We start from the raw sequence: 19234 nt of genomic DNA, 5'->3' as shown, positions 1-19234 counted from the left end.
CAGAAAGCTTTCTGGATGGGTTGGAATCCAATTTGTTAGCCTTTCATTTTCATTGTTTGCTTAAACGATTAACCGAACCTCTAACCGACTAACAAATGAAAAAAACAGGCGTATCCCGACGTAGCGCTATTCAGTCCGTTCTTGGGCTAGCCGGAACGGGTTTGAGTCTGACGTTGCCAGAATCGTCGTATGCGGCCAAACCTGAACCCTTCCGCGATTATGGGAAAGTCAAAATCACGAAAATGGAAACATTCCTGGTAAAACCACGCTGGATTTTCCTGAAAATTCACACCGATGTGGGCATTCACGGTCTGGGCGAACCCCTGCTTGAAGGACGTGCGCTAACCATTCAGACCGCCATCAAGGAAATTGAACCGTATCTGATCGGTAAAGATCCGCGTCAGGTCGTGCATCACTGGCAGGCTATTTATCGCCACGCATTCTACCGGGGCGGCCCTATTCTGACGAGCGCCCTGAGCGGTATCGATCACGCCCTATGGGATATTAAAGGCAAACTCCTGAACGTACCGGTTTACGAACTGTTCGGAGGTCCAACCCGCGACCGGGTGCGGATTTACGGACGCGCCAGCAACGCCGAGGATATGAAAAAACGGAAAGCAGAAGGCTATACCGTCATCAAAACGGGCGTGGCGCATAAGAATCCAGCCAATATTGTCGAAAATCCGCAATTCATCAAGTACGCCGTAGACAACTTCGCATCATTACGTGAAGCCGGTGGTCCCGACATGGATATTGCCATCGACTTTCACGGGAACATTTCTCCGCAAACATCTAAAGTGCTTATCAAGCAATTGGAGCCTTTTCAGCCGATGTTTATCGAGGAACCCGTTCAGGCGCAAAACGTAGATGTTCTGGCCGACATTGCACGTGGTACGCACCTACCCATTGCCGCCGGTGAGCGGATTTTCACGAAATGGGGATTCCGCGAACTACTCGAAAAACGAGCCGTCAGCATTGTCCAACCCGACCTCTGCCATGCGGGTGGCATCACCGAAGGACGTATCATCGCCGGTATGGCCGAAGCGTACTACGTTCCGGTGGCACCGCACAATCCGATGGGACCAATTTCGCTGGCAGCGGGGCTTCATCTGGCGGCCAGTGTGCCCAATTTTCTGGTGCAGGAGCAGGTTTCGCTGGGTGAAGGTTACATCAAAAATCCATTCAAACTGCAAAAAGACGGTACCGTGATGATTCCGCAGGGACCGGGCCTCGGCATCGAACTGGATGAAGCCCTGATGAAAGACAAAATCGGTCACGACTGGAAAAACCCCGAGTCGTATAACGCTTTGGATGGCTCGGTTGTGGACTGGTAGTCAGAACCGGGATTTAGCTGATTTAAGGATTTTCAGGATTTTGTTTCTCGCTTCTTCGAAGCGCATTAATCTGATGAAAACAAAATCATATAAATCCTTAAATCAGCTAAATCCCGGTTCTGAAGCCTGTCACTCAACTCAGTCCCATCTTAAACAAAATCCTGCTAATCCCTAAATCTGTTAAATCCCGGTTCTGATTTCTTAATAAACCCAAGTACAAATGAAAAACTATCTAAAACTTTTCCTGCTGGCATGGGGGCTCAGTTCGAGCGTTGCCTTTGCACAAAGTAGCCGGATTACCGGAAAGGTAACCGGGCCCGATAACCAGGGGCTTCCTGGCGTGAACGTTCAGGTGAACGGAACGACAACGGGTACGTCGACCGATGGGTCGGGGAATTACGCAGTGAATGCAGCCAGCAATGCTACGTTGGTCTTTTCGAACATTGGCTATACGAGCCAGACGGTTGCCATCAATGGACGTAGTGAGATTAACGTGCAATTGGCCGAAGATTTGAAAACGTTAAGTGAAGTGGTGGTCGTGGGGTATGGTACGCAGCGGAAAACCGACGTAACGGGTGCGTTGACGGCGATTTCGAACAAAGAATTTGCGCAACAACCGATTACTCGTCTTGATCAGGTATTACAGGGCCGCGCGGCTGGTGTGCAGGTAACGCAGACCAACGGTGCGCCCGGTGGTGATGCCCGCATCCGGATTCGGGGCGCCAACTCCGTATTGGGAAATAACGACCCACTCTACGTAGTGGATGGGTTCGTGGGAGCCAACTTCAACTTCGTTAACCCAAGTGATATTGAGACGCTTCAGGTGCTGAAAGATGCCGCTTCTACGTCGATTTACGGAAGCCGGGGTGCGAATGGCGTCGTGATTATCACGACCAAAAAAGGCTCGAAAGGCCTGAAAGTGAATTACGAAGGACAGTTCAGTACGTCGGAAAACATCAAACGCTACGACGTATTGCCCGCCGGTGAATTTGCCGAAATCGTGAATGCGCGGGCTACGGCGGTTGGTTCCGGTTTGCCTTTTACGGCTGATCAGATTGCGCAATACAAGCAGAATGGAGGCACCGATTGGCAAAGTCTGGTTTTTCGGAAAGGAAGCGGACAGCAACACCAGATTACTGTTTCGGGCGGAAATGACAAAACTACGTTCCTGGTTTCGGGCAACTACCTGAATCAGAATGGGATTGTCAATAACAGCGGATTCAAGCGGTACATTCTACGTACCAACCTGAATACCCAAATCAACGACAAACTCTCGTTCCGGCTGAATCTATGGGGCACACGGTCGCAAAACCACAACACGCTCGACGGTGGCGCTATCGTTCAGGCGCTGGCCTGGGCACCCACCACGCCCGCGTATGGTTCTGACGGTCAACCGACGTTTACAGATCCAATCGGTTCGGTATATCGGAACCCGTTAGACTACCTGTATGATCAGTCGGTCGATCAGAACCGGACGGGCCTAAACCTCATTGGCGGCCTGAATTATAAGCTTCCAATCAAAGGACTTTCGCTTGATTTGCAGTACGCGGTTAACTACCTGAACGCGCAAAACCTCAACCTGAATGGCAAACGGTTATCGAACAACAACCCAACCGCCAGCCGCTATTCGGCCGAACAGTTTACGCTGCAAAACACCAACACGCTGAATTACGACCTCAAAGTTGGCGATCACTCAATCAACGCGGTTGCCGTTCTGGAAACGCAACAGTTCACCGATCAGAACTTTACAGCCAGCGCATCGGGCCTGCGTTTCCCGCAGTTGGGCTACGACAACATTGGTGGTAACACAGCTGCTACCGTAGCCTCAGGCTTTCAGAAATGGACGCTTTTATCGTTGCTCGGCCGGGTAAACTACGGCTACAAAGACAAATACCTCGTTACGGCTGCCGTTCGGCGTGATGGTTCGTCGAAGTTTGGCGCAGCTAACCGGTATAGCGTATTCCCGTCGGTGGCTCTCGGCTGGCGGTTATCGGAAGAAGAGTTCATCAAGAACATGAACGTATTCAGCAACCTGAAACTGCGCGGAAGCTGGGGTATGACCGGAAGTCAGGCCATCAACCCATACGCTACGTTGTCGACCTACGGAAGTATCGTTTCGGCCTTCAACAACACGGCGGCTACGGCTGGCGTAATCCTGGGCAACCCCGGCAACCCTGACCTCAAATGGGAAACCACAAAACAGGTCGACGTTGGTTTGGAGATGGAATTCCTGAACGGCCGGATACGTATCGAAGCCGATTATTTTAAGAAAAACACGACCGATCTGTTGCTGAACGTAGCAATTCCAAGTTACGCAGGTGGTGGTACGCAGGCACGTAACGTCGGGGAAATCGAGAACAAAGGCTTTGAGTTTTCGATCGGTGCTACGCCCTTCGACAAAGGCGGATTCCGTTGGGAAACCAACCTCAACTACTCGACGCTCCAGAACCGGGTTATCAGTCTGGGCGGTCTGCCACGACTGGGTCAGGGAACAGGCGTAGGGGGCGGTATGTCGACTACCAACGAGTTTATGCTGATTCCGGGCGAGCCGCTGGGTTCGTACTGGGGTCTGAAATACCTCGGAACCTGGAAACCGAATGAAGCTGATCAGGCTGCCAGACAAGGACGCGTACCGGGCGATCCGCACTATCAGGATATTAACGGCGACAATGCCATTACGACGGATGACTTCCAGATTATTGGCCGGGCTTTCCCAAAAGGAACAGCGGGCTGGAACAACACCTTTACGTACAAAGGCTTGACGCTGAACGTATTCTTCAACGGTGTATTTGGTGTTGACAAGCTCAACTACACGCGGGCGGCCGCCTTGTCAGGTTCAGGCGATGCGCGGCAATTTATCCTGTCTGAAATTCGGGATTACTACCGCCCCGGCAACGAAACGTCCGACGTACCGGCTTTCACGAAAACGTATCAGCCATTTACGCAATCAAGTCGATTCCTGGAAGATGGTGGCTTTGTTCGGTTGAAAAACGTCAGCCTTTCGTATAACGTACCGAACGGTTTCATCAAGAACAAAGCGAACATTCGCGTGTTTGCCAGCGCCACGAACCTGTTTACGATCACAAAATACAAAGGTCCAGATCCAGAGTCAGCGCGTGTTGGTTCGGGCACCGATACGGCCATCGGTATCGATTACGGTTCCTATCCAAACGCCAAACAATACACACTTGGCATCAATCTGGGCTTCTAAAAACTGAACGATCATGAAAAAATTAGTCATAGTAGCCCTGGCGGCAACGCTTACTTTCGGCTGCAAAAGTTACCTCGAAGAAAACACAACCGGATTGCTGTACGGCGGAAACGTACTATCCACGCAGGACGGTCTTGAATCAGCCCTGACCGGCGCGTACCGGGGCCTGGGCAACCAGTGGACATACGGATTCCTGCATCCATCGGCCAATGCCGCGACTATCGGCAGCGACGATGTAACGACACACCCAGCCAGCAACAAAGCCGACTGGCGCGAATTTGATCAGTTTAACGTATCGACCACCAACCAGCGCTCAGGAGCCGTTTACAATGGTTGTTACAAAGCCATTCAGGGCGCGAACAACGTAATAAACAATTACCAGAAAACGGTTGGCACCAAAGCAACCATCGACATCATTGCCGGTGAAGCTTACTTCATTCGTGCGTTTTCGTATTACTGGTTAACGCGCTTTTACGGCAGTATTCCATTGGTTTTGGTAGGTGAATATTCGGCTGATCTACTCACGATCAAGAAGTCGACGCCCGCCGAAGTGTATGCGTTAATTGTAGAGGATTTGAAGAAAGCCGAAACTATGCTACCCAACACCCGGCGCGATCCAGGTCGGCCAAACGTGGGTTCGGCGAAGGCGTTTCTAGCTGATGTCTATCTGACGATGGCTGGCTGGCCGCTGAAATTAACTGCCAACTATGATCTGGCTGCTGCCAAAGCTAAAGAGGTGATCGACAACCGCGCTACGTATGGTTTTCAGTTGATGCCTACGTTTGCTGCCGTTTTCGAAAACGATCCGGCGGTAGCTAGCATTCCAGAATCGGTTTTCCAGATTAACGGCTTCACGGGTGGAAGCGGAACGGCCAACGCTACGTATGGTAATACAACAATGCCGGGCGAAGAAGGCGGTTGGGATGATATGTTTGCCGAACTGAATTTCTTCCGTGATTTTCCGGCTGGCCCCCGTAAAGATGCTACGTTCCGTACCGAATTTGGGCTGGGCACTACCAAAACGCCCTGGGACAAAAGCCTGACCCGGCACCCATATTACCAGAAATGGTACATAAAAGGCAATGTCGTTACGTCGAGTATTTCGCTGCCATCGGTCATGATGCGCTACCCGCACGTACTTACCATTTATGCTGAAGCCAAAGCACGGGGTACGGGTGGTCCAGATCAGGCAGCTTATGATGCCCTGAACGCGGTACGTTTACGGGGCCGGGCAACGGGTACGAAAGCGCTATCGCCAGCCGATGGTCTGACAGCCACGCAGTTTGCCGATGAAGTTGTACAGGAACGTGCCTGGGAATTCGCCTGCGAGCGCACCCGCTGGTTCGATCTGATACGTCTCGAACGGGTAGAAGCCGCTAATGCGGCCAAAAGCCCTGATGATCTGCAACCAATCAAGCCGATTACGAAAGCCAATTACTGGTTTCCATTGCCTTATACCGATACGTCGATCAATCCGAACTTGAATTAGAGTAGGTATATGGACCGCAGATTTTTATGATTTATTAAGATCATAAAAATCTGCCGGTCCGCCGGTGCGGTCCATTTAACAATTGATACGATGTTGAAAACAACCATTCTTTCTCTTTGTGCGCTTGGAGGATTGTGCAGCGTCACCCTCCCCCTGGCCGATTTCCCGCAAGCCGAACTCTCGAACGGGGCTATCCAGACTACGTTGTACCTGCCCGATGCCAGTCAGGGATATTACCAGGGTACGCGCTTCGATTGGGCGGGTTCGTTTAAAAATCTTGATTACAAGGGACATAGTTTTATCGAACCGTGGTTCGAGAACTACGACCCAAAACTGCACGACGCTATTAGCGGTCCGGCGGAGGAGTTTGTACCGCTGGGCTATGCCGAAGCACAACCGGGCAGTACGTTCGTAAAAATCGGCGTGGGCGTACTACGTAAACCCGATGAAAAACCGTATGCTTTTGCCAAGTATTACGAAATCGCGAATCCCGGCGAACGGTCCATCAAGAAATCGAAAGATCAGGTTGATTTCTCGCACAAACTGAACGACGCTACGTCGGGCTATGGGTACGAGTATCAGAAAACGGTAAAACTCACGAAAGGCAAACCCGAACTGGTGCTGGAGCATCGCCTGAAAAACACAGGCAAACTACCCATTGAAACCAGTACGTATAATCACAACTTTTTCATCATCGACAAGCAACCCACTGGCCCCACCGTAAATGTGCAGTTTCCGTTCGAGGTGAAAGGTGAGGGCAAAGGGTTTGGCAGTACCATTGTTGCGCAGGGAAATAAACTAGCGTATTCGCGCGATCTGGAGAAAAAAGAACAGGTCTATAGCGCTGGTTTACAGGGCTTCGGTGCTACGTCGACGGATTACGACATACGTATCGAAAATCAGAAAACGGGGGCTGGTGTACGTATCAGGGGCGACAAACCGCTCGAAAAACTGGTCTACTGGGCCTGTTCCACTACGTCTTGCCCGGAGCCGTACATCCGTTTGTCGGCAGCGCCCGGCCAGGAAATAAGCTGGACGATAACGTATGAATTTTATACCAAATAACCCCAGCAACGTTTAGGGCAATCGCTCACGTAAAAACTTTTCCTAAAACTTAACATAGTTACGAATCTATGCATTCGCTCTTAAAAGTCTGTTTGGGTCTGCTGGCGCTCGGAATTTACTGGCCGCTACGTTGGGAGAAACAGGTCGTTACTACGTATCAGGCTGAGGGGCCCAGCAACGACTGGCCGACCTACGGCGGAAACAACGCGGGCAACCGTTACTCTCCATTAACGCAGATCAGTACGCAGAACGTAAAAAATCTACAACTAGCCTGGACCTACGAAACCGGCGATAATACGAATCCCAATCAGCGCGGCAATGACATTCAGTGTCAGCCGATTGTGATTAAAGGTGTTCTCTATGGTACGTCGCCCCGCATGAAATTATTTGCCATTGAAGCTGCTACGGGTAAGCAGCTCTGGCAGTTCGACCCGTTTGCTGATCCCGGAAGACGTCCCCGCTTTCATCCGCTACGTGGCGTTGTTTATTGGGAAGATGGCAACGATAAACGTATTCTTTATTCCGTTGGTGCTACGTTATACGCCATTGATGCACAGACCGGTAAGCCTGTTTTCAGTTTTGGCACCAACGGTGAAGTTGACCTGCATGAAGGCATGGGTGATGCCGCAACGATGGGGCATGATATGGCAAACCTGTCCATTCGCATGACGACGCCCGGCGTTATTTTCAAAGACTTGCTCATCACGGGAGCCAGTGTATCGGAGGGGGGCGATGCGCCCCCGGGTTACATTCGGGCGTTCAACGTGCGCACGGGCAAACTGGCTTGGGTGTTCCGAACCATTCCGTTGCCGGGTGAATATGGCTACGATACTTGGCCGAAAGATGCTTACAAAAAAATTGGTGGGGCCAACTGCTGGGCGGGCATGGTCATTGACGAAAAGCGAGGCATCGTTTACGCCGGTACCGGTTCGCCGTCTGTCGATTTTTACGGTGGTGCGCGCGCTGGTCAGAATCTGTTTGCGAATTGTGTGATCGCGATTAACGCCCAAACCGGCAAACGTGTCTGGCATTTCCAGACTGTCCACCACGATATGTGGGACCGCGATTTACCCTGTCCGCCCAATTTGATTCGGGTGAAACACAACGGTAAGATGGTCGATGCGGTAGCGCAGGCCACCAAAGACGGCTACGTGTTTGTCTTTGATCGCGATACGGGTAAACCGCTCTTTCCGGTGAAAGAAGTTCCGGTACCAACCAGTCCGGCGCTACCCGGCGAAAAGCCCTGGCCAACGCAGCCAGTCCCGACCAAACCGGCTCCGTTTTGTATGCAGGAATTAACCGAAGCCAACATCACCGACCGGACTCCCGAAGCCCGCGCCTACGTACTGGAACGTTACCGCAACAGCAGGAAAGGCAGCAAATACATGCCGCCCAGCGAGGAAGGCAGTCTATATTTCGGGATGGGTGGCGGAGCCGAATGGGGTGGTACAGCCGCCGACCCAAGTGGGGTTTTCTACGTGAATTCAAACAACATGCTGTGGTGGCTCAAGATGCGCGACGTCCGTCAGAATCAGGGGGTTGCCATCACACGGGGTACGGCTTTGTTCAATTCCAACTGCTCGGTATGTCATGGATTGGGCGATAAAAGCAAGTCGAAGCCAGTCGCCAATGCAGCCAATCAAGCCTATCCTGATCTGACAGATGTAGGCAGTCGTTTGTCGGGCGAGCAGATTCATAGCATACTGGCAACGGGTCGGGGTCGGATGCCGTCGTTTGGGCATTTGTCGAAAGAAGATCGGGACGCTATCGTCAATTTTCTACTCAAAAAAGAGAAGCCAACAACCCCGTCAAACGCGCCTGCTGTTGTCGACGTACACGCGTCGGGAGTCACGGCTGCTACGTCGAAAAATGCTGATTTTCCGTATTCACCACCTTTTTTAAACAACGGCAACACGCAATTCCGCGACCAGGAAAACTATCCTGCGCTGAAAACGCCCTGGGGAACACTGAATGCCATCGATCTGAACACGGGCAACTTTCTGTGGCAGGTGCCGCTGGGGGAATACCCGGAATTGTCCAAAAAAGGCTTACCGACAACCGGAACCGAAAACCACGGTGGGCCAGTCGTAACGGCGGGCGGGCTTGTTTTTATTGCCGCTACGTATGACGAAAAACTGCGCGCTTTCGACCAGAAAACCGGCAAGATTGTCTGGGAGTACAAACTGCCGGCGGGTGGTTTTGCTACGCCCATTACGTACATGATTGATGGGCGGCAGTACGTAGCAATTGCCTGTGGCGGAAGTCGATACGGCTTGAAATCAGGCGGTTCGTATGTAGCCTTCGCATTGCCACAAACGTCTAAATAACGCATGATACATATCGAACGAAGCTTGCGAATGAGTATTTGCAAACCGCTGATTCAACCAAGACAGGCTCCGTTTCTTTTACCTCTTATCCATTAATCTTAACCTATAAACTGATGGTCAATTTTTTATTGTGTTGTGACTGGGGCACTTCCTTCTTTCGACTTCGATTGATGGATGTCTCTGACTATCAGAGTCTCGGCGAAATTCATTCACAAACGGGTGTAGCCGGTACGTTTACTGGCTGGCAAAACAGTGGCGAATCGCAGGGCATCTCGCGCGACCAGTTTTTTCGTCAGCAACTAAAGAAGCAAATTGACCGATTGGCTGAAAAAGTCAATATGTCTTTGAGCGGCATTCCGGTAGTTATTTCCGGCATGGCTTCATCCTCGATCGGGATGGACGAACTTCCGTACGCTACATTACCGTTTGCAGTCGATGGCAGTCAGGCTAGTGTGCGACATTTCGATGCGCAGGCCAATTTTCCACACGAGATTATGCTGATTTCGGGCGTAAGCAGTGATCAGGACGTAATGCGCGGTGAAGAAACGCAGCTCGTGGGCCTGATTGCCTTGCTCCAGCTTTCGGGCGACAAACCACAAGACGCGATCTGCATTTTTCCGGGAACTCATTCAAAACATATGGCCATTCAGGGCGACCAACTCGTTGGTTTTGATACGTATATGACTGGCGAATTATTCGAATTAATGGCGCACCAAAGCATTCTAAAAGACTCGGTCGATACGTCCCATCTCACTCATTTTACCGATAGCGACAAAGATGCATTCAGGCGGGGGGTAAGGCGTTCTACTACGTCGCCCATCCTCAATAGTCTGTTCACTATTCGCACGAATCAGCTTTTCGATAAGCTGACAAAAAAACAAAATGCGCTGTATCTGAGCGGCTTACTTATCGGCTCCGAATTAAATCCACTGCTCAATCAAAAAAACTCGTCGCTGGTATTGTGCAGTGGCAGTAACCTGTCCGTTTTTTATGAACTGGCGCTCGCCGAGCTGAATCTGCTGCATCGTACCATTACTATTCCGCCCGATGTCATTGATCGGGTTGCCAGTATTGGGCAAATCAATTTATTCCAGAACCAGACCGCCAAAGTGCCCGCAAAATGAATCAATCTTCTTTTTCATGGGAATTGTTCACCCAAATGCCCATTGTGGGTATCATCCGTAACGTAGCAGTTGACGACATCCAGCAGATTCTTCCAATCTACCGGGAATCTGGCCTCACAACCATTGAGATAACTATGAATACGCCGGGCGCTGAGGAAGTGATACGTTACGCGCGGGAGCATTACGCGGAAGGATTGAACATCGGCGCGGGCACCGTTTGTACGAAAGACGACCTTAAGAAAGCCCTTGACGCCGGGGCACAATTCATCGTTACGCCCATTCTCGACAAAAAAGTGATCAAATCCTGCGTGAAGGCTAACGTACCAATTTTTCCAGGTGCGTTCACACCTTCTGAAGTCTACAAAGCCTGGAAATTAGGCGCCAGTATGGTAAAAGTTTTTCCGACGACGACCTTAGGCCCGGGTTATATCAAAGATTTGAAAGCCCCGCTCAACCAGATAAAACTAGTCCCAACGGGCGGAGTCGACCTTAAGAACATGACTGATTTCCTGAAAGCTGGTGCGGATGGATTGGGGATCGGGAGTCATCTATTTGACAAGAACCTCATTAGCAAAAAAGACTGGGCTGGATTGACAGCACACTTTCAGGAATTTGTCCACCAGCTACGTAGTAATTGAGGAGGCAGTAGGCCCCGACAGGCTCCGGCTGTCGGAATTGCCGGATGGTATTTAGTTAGTCGCTATCGCGACTCTGACAGCCGGAGCCTGTCAGGGCCTTTTAATACCTAAACCCGTACCGTTTTGAAAATCCGTAACTACCGTTGGGTCATTGTTGTACTACTGTTTCTGGCAACAACCATCAACTACCTTGACCGCCAGATTATTGGCTTATTGAAACCCATTCTGGAAGTCGAATTTGGCTGGAGCGAAACCGATTTTGCCCGCATTGTTATGGCGTTTCAGGCGGCTTACGCGGCTGGATTGTTGCTGCTGGGCTGGTTCATTGATAAAGTCGGCACCAAAGTCGGCTATTCTCTGACAATTATTTTCTGGAGCGTAGCGGGTATGCTCCATGCCGTCGCCCGTAGTGCGATTGGCTTTGGTATTGCTCGGGTAGGATTAGGATTAGGCGAAGCAGGTAACTATCCGGCCGCCGTGAAGACCGTTGCGGAGTGGTTTCCCAAAAAAGAGCGGGCGCTGGCAACAGGGCTTTTCAACGCCGGAACAAGTGTTGGCGTAGTGGCCGCACTTTTGATTGTACCCTGGATTTTAAGTAATTATGGCTGGCAGGAAGTTTTCTGGATAACGGGTGCGTTGGGCTTCGTCTGGCTGATTTTCTGGGTCATTTTTTACGACGTACCGACTCGCCAACAACGATTGACGTCCGAAGAATACGCATACATTACCAGCGATCAGGAAACCGAACCCGAAGTTAAAACCAGCGTTAACTGGTTCAAATTGTTTACGTTGCCGCAAACCTGGGCACTCATTACGGGCAAAGGGCTCATCGACCCAATCTATTGGTTTTTTCTGTTCTGGCTCCCCTCCTATTTTTCGTCCATGTTCAAACTCGATTTGAAAAAGCCCAGCCTTGAACTCATGCTGATCTATCTGGCAACTACCGTCGGTAGCATTGGCGGAGGGTACCTGTCGTCGTGGCTCATCAAACGTGGCTGGCCGACGCTGAAAGCTCGTAAAACAGTGCTGTTTGCCTTTGCTATAATTGAGCTGTCTGTCATCCTGATTCAGTTTGTTACCGATGTCTGGGTAGCCGTTGGCTTGATCAGTCTGGCAGTTGCCGTTCACCAAGCCTGGGCAACCAACGTGTTTACGATGGCTTCCGATTTATTTCCCAAACAAGCCGTCAGTTCGGCTGCCGGTATTGCCGGAATGGCTGGCGCCGTTGGTGGCATTCTCTTCCCGATGCTGGTCGGTAGCCTGCTCGATTCGTATAAAGCCGTTGGAAATCTGGGCGGAGGCTACAACATCCTGTTCACCATCTGCGGATTTACGTATCTGACCGCATGGGTAATTATTCACTTACTAACCCGCAAACCTAAGACCGTAGACATTGATCAGATAACGTAGCGAAAGAGGTGATGACCTTACATAAGCTATCTTTGCGGTTCGACTGCAATTACTATGGTTCAAATACGTCAACTTACGGCTTATCTCGAAGCCTTTGCGCCCCTCGCTTATCAGGAATCTTATGACAACGCTGGTTTAATCATCGGTGATCCGAATGATGAAATTAAAGGCGTTCTGATTTCGCTCGACGCCACCGAAGCCGTTGTCGATGAGGCCATTGCCAAGGGTTGCAACGTAGTGGTGGCCCACCATCCAATCGTTTTTAAAGGGTTAAAAAAACTGAATGGCAAAACCTACGTAGAACGTACCATTATTAAAGCCATCCGAAACAACGTAGCGATTTATGCGGCTCACACCAACCTGGACAACGTAGCGGGTGGCGTAAATTTCAAGATTGCCGAAAAACTGAAACTTCAGAATATTCGAATTCTGGCACCCAAAACGCAGGTGTTGAGCAAGCTCGTTACGTTCGTTCCCGTAGCTGATACGCAGCGTGTGCTGGACGCGCTCTATGCAACTGGTGCCGGTCAGATTGGCGACTATAAAAATTGCAGTTTTCGGGTAAATGGTACCGGAACGTATCAACCCAGTGAAGGAGCAAATCCGGTTATTGGTGAAGTGGGAGAATACCATGAAGAGCCTGAAAATCGAATCGAAGTTATTATTCCAACGTATCAGCAAAACAACGTATTAACTGCCCTTAGAAAAGCCCATCCTTACGAAGAAGTTGCGTACTACCTCACTACGTTAGACAATCAGAATCAGGAAGTTGGCTCGGGCGCCGTGGGTGAACTGGCAGAGCCGATGGAAAGTAATCAGTGGCTTTCGTATCTGAAAGAAAGCATGCGACTGAATCTGATTCGACACACCGATTTACCCGACCGGCCGATCAAACGCGTGGCTGTTTGTGGGGGCGTTGGGAGCTTTCTCCTACCTGATGCGATACGTGCCGGAGCCGACATTTTCGTTACCGCTGACTACAAATACCACGAGTTTTTCGACGCCGACGGGCGTATTTGTATCTGCGATATTGGTCATTATGAGAGCGAAGTCTTTACGAAAGAGCTTTTTTATCAGCATTTGGCAAAAAAATTCACTACTTTTGCGGTAATTTTATCTGAAACGGACACGAATCCAGTCCGTTACTTCATATAGCACTAACAATTCTCCGAATGGAACTTACGATTGCGCAAAAATTAGACGCTCTTCTGAAACTGCAATCCATTGATTCTCAATTAGACGAACTCATAAAAATTCGTGGAGGTCTGCCCGAAGAAGTCCGCGACCTGGAAGACGATATCGCTGGCTTTGAAACACGGATTGGCAAATTTCAGAGTGAAATCAAGTCTCTTGAAGAAGATATCGAACGCAATCGGGTAGCTAAAAAAGACGCCGAAAAGCTGATTACCAAGTACAAAGATCAGCAGATGAACGTGCGGAACAATCGCGAGTTCGACGCTATTTCGAAAGAAATTGAACTGCAATCGCTTGAAATCGAACTGGTTGAAAAACGGGCTAACGAAGCTTCCTTCCGCGTTCGGGGCAAGGAAGAAGAAATCAAAACGACGCAGGCGGCTCTCAACGAACGAAAAGAAGACCTGAAAGCGAAAAAACAGGAACTCGATCAAATTACGTCGGAGAGTCAGGAAGAAGAAAAAGAGTTTATCAGACAGCGGGAAGAACAGGCTGCTACGATCGAGCCTCGCCTGTTGAATTCATATAATAAAATCCGTGGTAACGCACTCAACGGCCTGGCCGTTGTGATGGTGAAGCGTGGTGCCTGTGGCGGTTGCTTTAACGTAGTACCTCCTCAGCGTCAGGCCGATATTAAAGATAAAAAGAAGATCATCGTCTGCGAACATTGTGGCCGGATTTTCGCTGATGTCGAAGGTGTTCCCGAGCCAGCTCCGGTTGGCCGTGGTCGGTAAGCAATACGTTACGTATGAGATATATCTTCAGAAAAGCACCGGGCCGCAACCCGGTGCTTTTGTTTATAGTATGGCTGATCCCACTGTTGGCTTCCGCGCAGGATTTTGCCTGGACCTCAGAGCAGTTACGTGCCTACACCGATCTGCAAAAGCTGAAAATACAGTCGGCTCAACAGACTCTGTCGGCTGAGCAGGCGAGTAATGGCATCCGTATTTTTCTGGATAATTACGTCGATATGCTCACGCTCGTTACGTCCGATGACGATAAAGCCTTTGCCAGCCTTAGTGAACGAGAGGATGAGCGACTCGACGCCCTGAAAGCGCTGGACGATACTTCGCCCTGGAAACGGGTGTTGCAGGCTGAAGTCCGCCTTCACTGGGCTTTCGCCAAACTAAAGTTTGGTAAGGAAATCAGCGCTAGTTGGGACGTTATCCGCGCGTACAAACTACTGGCCGAGAACCAGAAACGTTTTCCAGATTTCCTGCCAACGTATAAATCGCTGGGAACGCTTCATGTCATGATCGGTTCAGTTCCAGATAATTATACCTGGGTAGCGCGATTGCTTGGCTTGCATGGCAGTGTGAGTCAGGGACAGCAGGAGTTACTACGTGCCCAAAAAGATGCTACGTTCGGCCTGGAAGCCCGGCTGATTGATCTGATGGTACGTGCCTACGTAGTAACGTTTACGGATGTCGATAGTCAGGCCTTAAAACGGCTCGTTCATGACCACCCCGACAATCTGCTCCTGCACTTCTTCGGTGCAACTATCGAGCAGAAAAACGGGCATAGTGAACAGGCGCTCAACTACTTAACTAAACGCCCTGCTGGAAATACGTATCAATCCCTACCAATTATAGAAAATATACTGGGTGATATTTATCTGCAAAAAGGTGAGTACGTAACGGCAACGAGACACTTTCAGCTTTTCCTGACCAATTACAAAGGCCGGAATTTCGTGAAAGACACGTACTATAAACTATTCCTCTGCCACTGGCTGGACAATCAATCCGATGGCCAGTCAAGGCCTTTTTTGCAGAAGGTATTGAGCACAGGACGTACTACGGTCGAGTCGGATAAAGCAGCTCAGAAATTTGCTGAGGCTTATCTGAAACGGGGCACTTCGCCCAATCAGAAAGTGCTGATGCGCGCCCGACTAGCTTCCGATGGTGGTTTTACCGACAGTGCACTGGCGTACTTACGTCCATTTAGTGAAGCGAAATTTCCGGAAGCCGTCGAAAAAGCGGAATATAATTACCGACTGGGACGCATCTATCAACGCCGAAACGATCCGGATGTCGCTATTCCCTATCTAAATCGTGCCCTATCCCTAAGCGAACCAAACCAACTCTCGTTCGGGGCCACAGCGGCCTTACAACTGGGCTATATTTATAAACAAAAAAACGACCGAGCCCGCGCCCGATCGTTTTTCCAGAAAGCCCTGAGTTTTAAGCACCACGAATACAAAAACAGCGTAGATAACAAAGCACGAGCGGGGTTAAGTCAATTGTAGAGACAAGGCATGCCCCGCAACGGCGGACCAGTCTCTATTGCAGCGCGGCTACTCCAGGCAACGTTTTTCCTTCCATATATTCGAGCAAGGCACCACCGCCGGTCGATACGTAGCTGACACGATCACCATAACCAGCCTGATTAATGGCCGATGCTGAATCCCCACCGCCGATGAGCGAGAAAGCACCATTTTCTTCAGTGGCTTTTACTACCGCTTCCGCGATGGCGTCGGTCCCTTTGGCGAAATTTTCGAACTCGAACACACCCATCGGGCCGTTCCAGAGAATCGTTTTCGATTGCAGTACTACGTCAGTAAACAACTTGATCGTTTCGGGGCCAATGTCGAGCCCCTCCCAACCATCAGGAATTTCGCCTGTCTTGACAACCTGTTGATTAGCATCGTTCGAGAAGCCGTCGGCGCAGACATTATCGAGCGGCATGTAAATTTTTACGCCTTTTTCTTCTGCTTTTTTCAACAGCTCGAGCGCTAAATCCTGTTTGTCGGCTTCGAGCAGCGATTTACCGATTTGACCGCCCTGCGCTTTGGTAAATGTATACGTCATGCCACCACCGATAATGAGGTTGTCGACCTTATCGAGCAGTTTTTCGATGATCAGGATTTTGTCGGAAATTTTGGCTCCGCCCATAATAGCCGTAAAAGGACGTTCGGCATTTTCCAGTATCTTTTTGGCATTGTCGAGTTCGGCCTGCATGACGTAACCAGCCACGCGGTCGTCGAAGAATTGCCCCATAACGGCCGTACTAGCGTGTGCACGGTGAGCCGTTCCGAAGGCATCGTTTACCCATACATCGCCTAGTTTAGCCAGTTTTTCGGCAAACGCTACGTCGCCTTTTTCTTCTTCCTTGTAAAAACGCAGATTCTCGAGCAGCAGAATTTCACCGGGTTGCAGGCTGGCAGCCAGATCGGTAGCCGACTGACCAATACAATCGTCCGCGAATTTTATGTCACGCCCAAACGCTTCCTTGAGCGCGGGTAATAAATGTTTCAGCGAATATTTTTCTTCGGGTCCACCCTTCGGCCGACCCAGGTGCGACATCAGAATGGCCGATCCACCATCATTCACAATTTTCATGACGGTTGGGATGGTAGCCTTGATGCGGGTATCGTCGGTGATGTTGAAGTCTTTATCGAGCGGTACGTTGAAATCTACCCGAACGAGGGCTTTTTTTCCAGCGAAATTGTAGGAATCTACGGTTTTCATGCGACTACGTTTGGTCGTTGGTTTGCGGGGCCAAACTTAGCGGTTTTTCAGCAGATGGATGTTGTAAGCCTTATCAAAGTTTAGAACATTTCAGCAACGTAGTGTCTATTCTCCTGCGATACGTAAGGCCGTGAAGCGGGCAATCTGATCAAAATCGGCATCACTGTGTAGAATCGGTACGTTATAGAAAATGGCGTAATAAGCTATTAGGCAGTCATTCGGCTTTCGAATCGTAACGCCTTTTTTACGTAGCGTTCTATACAATTCAGCCGCGCCAACAGCAGCTTCAACGGGGTTGATTTGTAATACCCTGCAGGCAAGCAAATTCTCTTTTATCCGCTCAAACTGACTGTCTGTAGCCACACCTTGTAGTACTTCCTGTAAAATTGTGGGTGAAATACATAGCCAGTCTTTTATTCCTACATTTTCAGCTACTAAGTCAGTTTTTGCATTTTGTATATCCCGTAAGAAATCAATCCATACAGACGTATCAACAATTATTTGTCCCATCCATTTGGAGTATCATCCGTACGCATTTGATCCAAATCGCCTTCCCATTGGACTTTTCCCCTTAAGTTAAGCAGGTCTCTGCGACGCATCATTTTGATGTATTCATGTAAAGCCAGCTCAACAGTAGCTTTCTTCGTTTTTGTATGGCTGATTTCCATCGCTTCCTGGATCAACTCATCATTTATATCAATATTTGTTCGCATAGCTCACTGATAGGTTATACACAAAAATAATCAATTTTATACACATCAGTACTTCCCTTCACTGCCTCCACCGCCGAAATCACCGCCCCCAAAACGCAGGTCATTTTTGTGCGTTTGTTGAGCAACTCCCGTAGCATGAACGGCGGCCACGGTTGCTACGTTGGTCAGAAACTCGTTAGGCGAATCTTCATCTGGCGCGTCGGTGAAGCCATGTTTTGGTTTTTGTAAATAGCGAATTCCAGCTACGGCAAGACCGATCAGAATAAGTCCGCCGATGGTCATGGCTACGTTGAGCGGCACCAGCGCTACGTATTCATGCAACGTAACGACAGCCGCAATCAGGCCAAGCGCCCCCAGAATAACCAGCATTCGGTCTCGTTTCTTCAATCCTTCCGCCAGATAAATACCCGGAATCAAAAAAGTCAGTACCCAGAACAGACCCGACAGCGAAATTTCGGGGGTTGCTAACGTACCGCTACGTAGGTGTGGGCCTAGCAATACCCCGTTCAGTTCACGAACGACAAAATAATTACTACTGGCAGCCAGCATCATTAAGGCTATCCATTGCATCAGGTTCAGCGGATCGACGTAGTACGTCTCTTTTGGGTAACGGCGAAAATACTGTCTCACAAGCACATAGAGCAATCCTGAGACGGCCATCATCACGAAAGGCAACGCGTCTTTGCCCCAGTTGTATTTTAGCAGACTATCGAAAATAGCAGCATAAAATACGGCCAGCGTAAAGAAGGCAATCAACGTATCGCCATAGTACCAAAGTATCAGCAGCAACAGTGGCAACGTAGCAAAACAGTGCGTAGCAACTGACCACTCGTCAGGCATAAGCTGATTCAGACCGAACGCCAGGAGACCGGCCAACGTAGCGGCAAAAGCGTTGTCGATACCATTTCGATAAAGCAATCGCCTGTTAATGAGCATCTGACCGATAACGCCCACCGCAATGCCCGACACAATATTGAAAATAGCGTAGCCATACTTACTCTTAATGTCGTTCCAGAAAACGTTGGCGGGAAACATGTAACAGGCCAGAATCGCAACGGTCGTAAACAGAAATAGACCGATTTCGATAAACCCATTCGTCTGTCTGAACTCCACCGGATATTCTTTCTGCAGCTGTGCCACTTGCTCGTCAGTCAACAAACCTTGCCGGTGCCACCGCTCAGCCTGTTCGAGAATTGAGCGATTATAAATCCATTTTTCATTATAAGCTTTCATAGAAAAGGCGAAAAGTTAGGGCTCGCTAC

General features: G+C 49.8%; 15 protein-coding genes. 11 read left to right on the top strand and 4 right to left on the bottom strand.

Annotated features, from left to right (window positions below):
* Positions 1-95 precede the first annotated feature (95 nt).
* The 11 genes from dgoD (at position 96) to ACYVF1_RS07895 (ending at position 16037) form a co-directional block, all read left to right on the top strand.
* Positions 96-1334, top strand: coding sequence for a galactonate dehydratase (gene dgoD / locus ACYVF1_RS07945; RefSeq protein WP_461077328.1), 1239 nt, complete (start codon positions 96-98; stop codon positions 1332-1334).
* Positions 1335-1554: 220 nt separating this feature from the next.
* The gene (locus ACYVF1_RS07940) at positions 1555-4545 is read left to right on the top strand and encodes a SusC/RagA family TonB-linked outer membrane protein (RefSeq protein ID WP_461077326.1); all 2991 of its coding nucleotides are present in this window, start codon (positions 1555-1557) and stop codon (positions 4543-4545) included.
* Between the two features lie 13 nt (positions 4546-4558).
* A complete protein-coding gene (locus ACYVF1_RS07935) occupies positions 4559-6034 on the top strand; it encodes a RagB/SusD family nutrient uptake outer membrane protein (protein ID WP_461077324.1) in 1476 nt (491 codons plus the stop codon).
* Between the two features lie 90 nt (positions 6035-6124).
* Positions 6125-7099, top strand: a complete 975-nt coding sequence (locus tag ACYVF1_RS07930; protein WP_461077322.1) for a hypothetical protein — start codon at positions 6125-6127, stop codon at positions 7097-7099.
* Positions 7100-7167: 68 nt separating this feature from the next.
* Positions 7168-9426: an outer membrane protein assembly factor BamB family protein gene (locus ACYVF1_RS07925; RefSeq protein ID WP_461077320.1), complete on the top strand. Its 2259-nt coding sequence runs from the start codon at positions 7168-7170 to the stop codon at positions 9424-9426.
* A gap of 113 nt (positions 9427-9539) precedes the next feature.
* A complete protein-coding gene (locus ACYVF1_RS07920) occupies positions 9540-10550 on the top strand; it encodes a 2-dehydro-3-deoxygalactonokinase (RefSeq protein WP_461077318.1) in 1011 nt (336 codons plus the stop codon).
* A complete protein-coding gene (locus ACYVF1_RS07915) occupies positions 10547-11188 on the top strand; it encodes a bifunctional 4-hydroxy-2-oxoglutarate aldolase/2-dehydro-3-deoxy-phosphogluconate aldolase (protein WP_461077316.1) in 642 nt (213 codons plus the stop codon). The genes ACYVF1_RS07920 and ACYVF1_RS07915 overlap by 4 nt, the downstream gene beginning before the upstream one ends.
* A gap of 123 nt (positions 11189-11311) precedes the next feature.
* Positions 11312-12598 (top strand): MFS transporter, encoded by a 1287-nt coding sequence (locus ACYVF1_RS07910; protein ID WP_461077314.1) that lies wholly within the window; start codon positions 11312-11314, stop codon positions 12596-12598.
* A gap of 54 nt (positions 12599-12652) precedes the next feature.
* Positions 12653-13753, top strand: a complete 1101-nt coding sequence (locus tag ACYVF1_RS07905; protein WP_461077312.1) for a Nif3-like dinuclear metal center hexameric protein — start codon at positions 12653-12655, stop codon at positions 13751-13753.
* A 17-nt stretch (positions 13754-13770) separates the two neighbouring features.
* Entirely contained in the window at positions 13771-14526 is a 756-nt protein-coding gene (locus ACYVF1_RS07900) for a zinc ribbon domain-containing protein (protein ID WP_461077310.1), read from the top strand.
* 14 nt (positions 14527-14540) lie between these two features.
* Positions 14541-16037 (top strand): tetratricopeptide repeat protein, encoded by a 1497-nt coding sequence (locus tag ACYVF1_RS07895; protein WP_461077308.1) that lies wholly within the window; start codon positions 14541-14543, stop codon positions 16035-16037.
* Between the two features lie 34 nt (positions 16038-16071).
* Here ACYVF1_RS07895 and ACYVF1_RS07890 read toward each other — a convergent pair whose 3' ends face one another.
* The 4 genes from ACYVF1_RS07890 to ACYVF1_RS07875 form a co-directional block, all read right to left on the bottom strand.
* Positions 16072-17259 (bottom strand): phosphoglycerate kinase, encoded by a 1188-nt coding sequence (locus tag ACYVF1_RS07890; RefSeq protein ID WP_461077306.1) that lies wholly within the window; start codon positions 17257-17259, stop codon positions 16072-16074.
* A gap of 105 nt (positions 17260-17364) precedes the next feature.
* Complete coding sequence (gene vapC, locus ACYVF1_RS07885) at positions 17365-17769, bottom strand: type II toxin-antitoxin system VapC family toxin (protein ID WP_461077304.1); 405 nt, start codon at positions 17767-17769, stop codon at positions 17365-17367.
* Positions 17757-17972, bottom strand: coding sequence for a type II toxin-antitoxin system VapB family antitoxin (locus tag ACYVF1_RS07880; RefSeq protein WP_461077302.1), 216 nt, complete (start codon positions 17970-17972; stop codon positions 17757-17759). Before ACYVF1_RS07880 ends, vapC begins: the two co-directional genes overlap by 13 nt.
* 45 nt (positions 17973-18017) lie before the next feature.
* Positions 18018-19205, bottom strand: coding sequence for a hypothetical protein (locus ACYVF1_RS07875; RefSeq protein ID WP_461077300.1), 1188 nt, complete (start codon positions 19203-19205; stop codon positions 18018-18020).
* Between the last annotated feature and the right edge of the window lie 29 nt (positions 19206-19234).

Source organism: Spirosoma flavus, from assembly GCF_054778555.1.
Note: the sequence above shows the minus strand (reverse complement) of the source record. Positions and strands in the feature narration are given on the sequence as shown.

What these genes read in the sequence shown, in the direction of transcription:
- ACYVF1_RS07925 (WP_461077320.1), top strand. Translation starts at nt 7,168, where the DNA reads ATGCATTCGCTCTTAAAAGTCTGTTTGGGTCTGCTGGCGCTCGGAATT.
- ACYVF1_RS07930 (WP_461077322.1), top strand. Translation starts at nt 6,125, where the DNA reads ATGTTGAAAACAACCATTCTTTCTCTTTGTGCGCTTGGAGGATTGTGC.
- vapC (WP_461077304.1), bottom strand. Translation starts at nt 17,769, where the DNA reads ATGGGACAAATAATTGTTGATACGTCTGTATGGATTGATTTCTTACGG.
- ACYVF1_RS07905 (WP_461077312.1), top strand. Translation starts at nt 12,653, where the DNA reads ATGGTTCAAATACGTCAACTTACGGCTTATCTCGAAGCCTTTGCGCCC.
- ACYVF1_RS07895 (WP_461077308.1), top strand. Translation starts at nt 14,541, where the DNA reads ATGAGATATATCTTCAGAAAAGCACCGGGCCGCAACCCGGTGCTTTTG.
- ACYVF1_RS07940 (WP_461077326.1), top strand. Translation starts at nt 1,555, where the DNA reads ATGAAAAACTATCTAAAACTTTTCCTGCTGGCATGGGGGCTCAGTTCG.
- ACYVF1_RS07935 (WP_461077324.1), top strand. Translation starts at nt 4,559, where the DNA reads ATGAAAAAATTAGTCATAGTAGCCCTGGCGGCAACGCTTACTTTCGGC.
- ACYVF1_RS07900 (WP_461077310.1), top strand. Translation starts at nt 13,771, where the DNA reads ATGGAACTTACGATTGCGCAAAAATTAGACGCTCTTCTGAAACTGCAA.
- dgoD (WP_461077328.1), top strand. Translation starts at nt 96, where the DNA reads ATGAAAAAAACAGGCGTATCCCGACGTAGCGCTATTCAGTCCGTTCTT.
- ACYVF1_RS07890 (WP_461077306.1), bottom strand. Translation starts at nt 17,259, where the DNA reads ATGAAAACCGTAGATTCCTACAATTTCGCTGGAAAAAAAGCCCTCGTT.
- ACYVF1_RS07880 (WP_461077302.1), bottom strand. Translation starts at nt 17,972, where the DNA reads ATGCGAACAAATATTGATATAAATGATGAGTTGATCCAGGAAGCGATG.
- ACYVF1_RS07915 (WP_461077316.1), top strand. Translation starts at nt 10,547, where the DNA reads ATGAATCAATCTTCTTTTTCATGGGAATTGTTCACCCAAATGCCCATT.
- ACYVF1_RS07920 (WP_461077318.1), top strand. Translation starts at nt 9,540, where the DNA reads ATGGTCAATTTTTTATTGTGTTGTGACTGGGGCACTTCCTTCTTTCGA.
- ACYVF1_RS07875 (WP_461077300.1), bottom strand. Translation starts at nt 19,205, where the DNA reads ATGAAAGCTTATAATGAAAAATGGATTTATAATCGCTCAATTCTCGAA.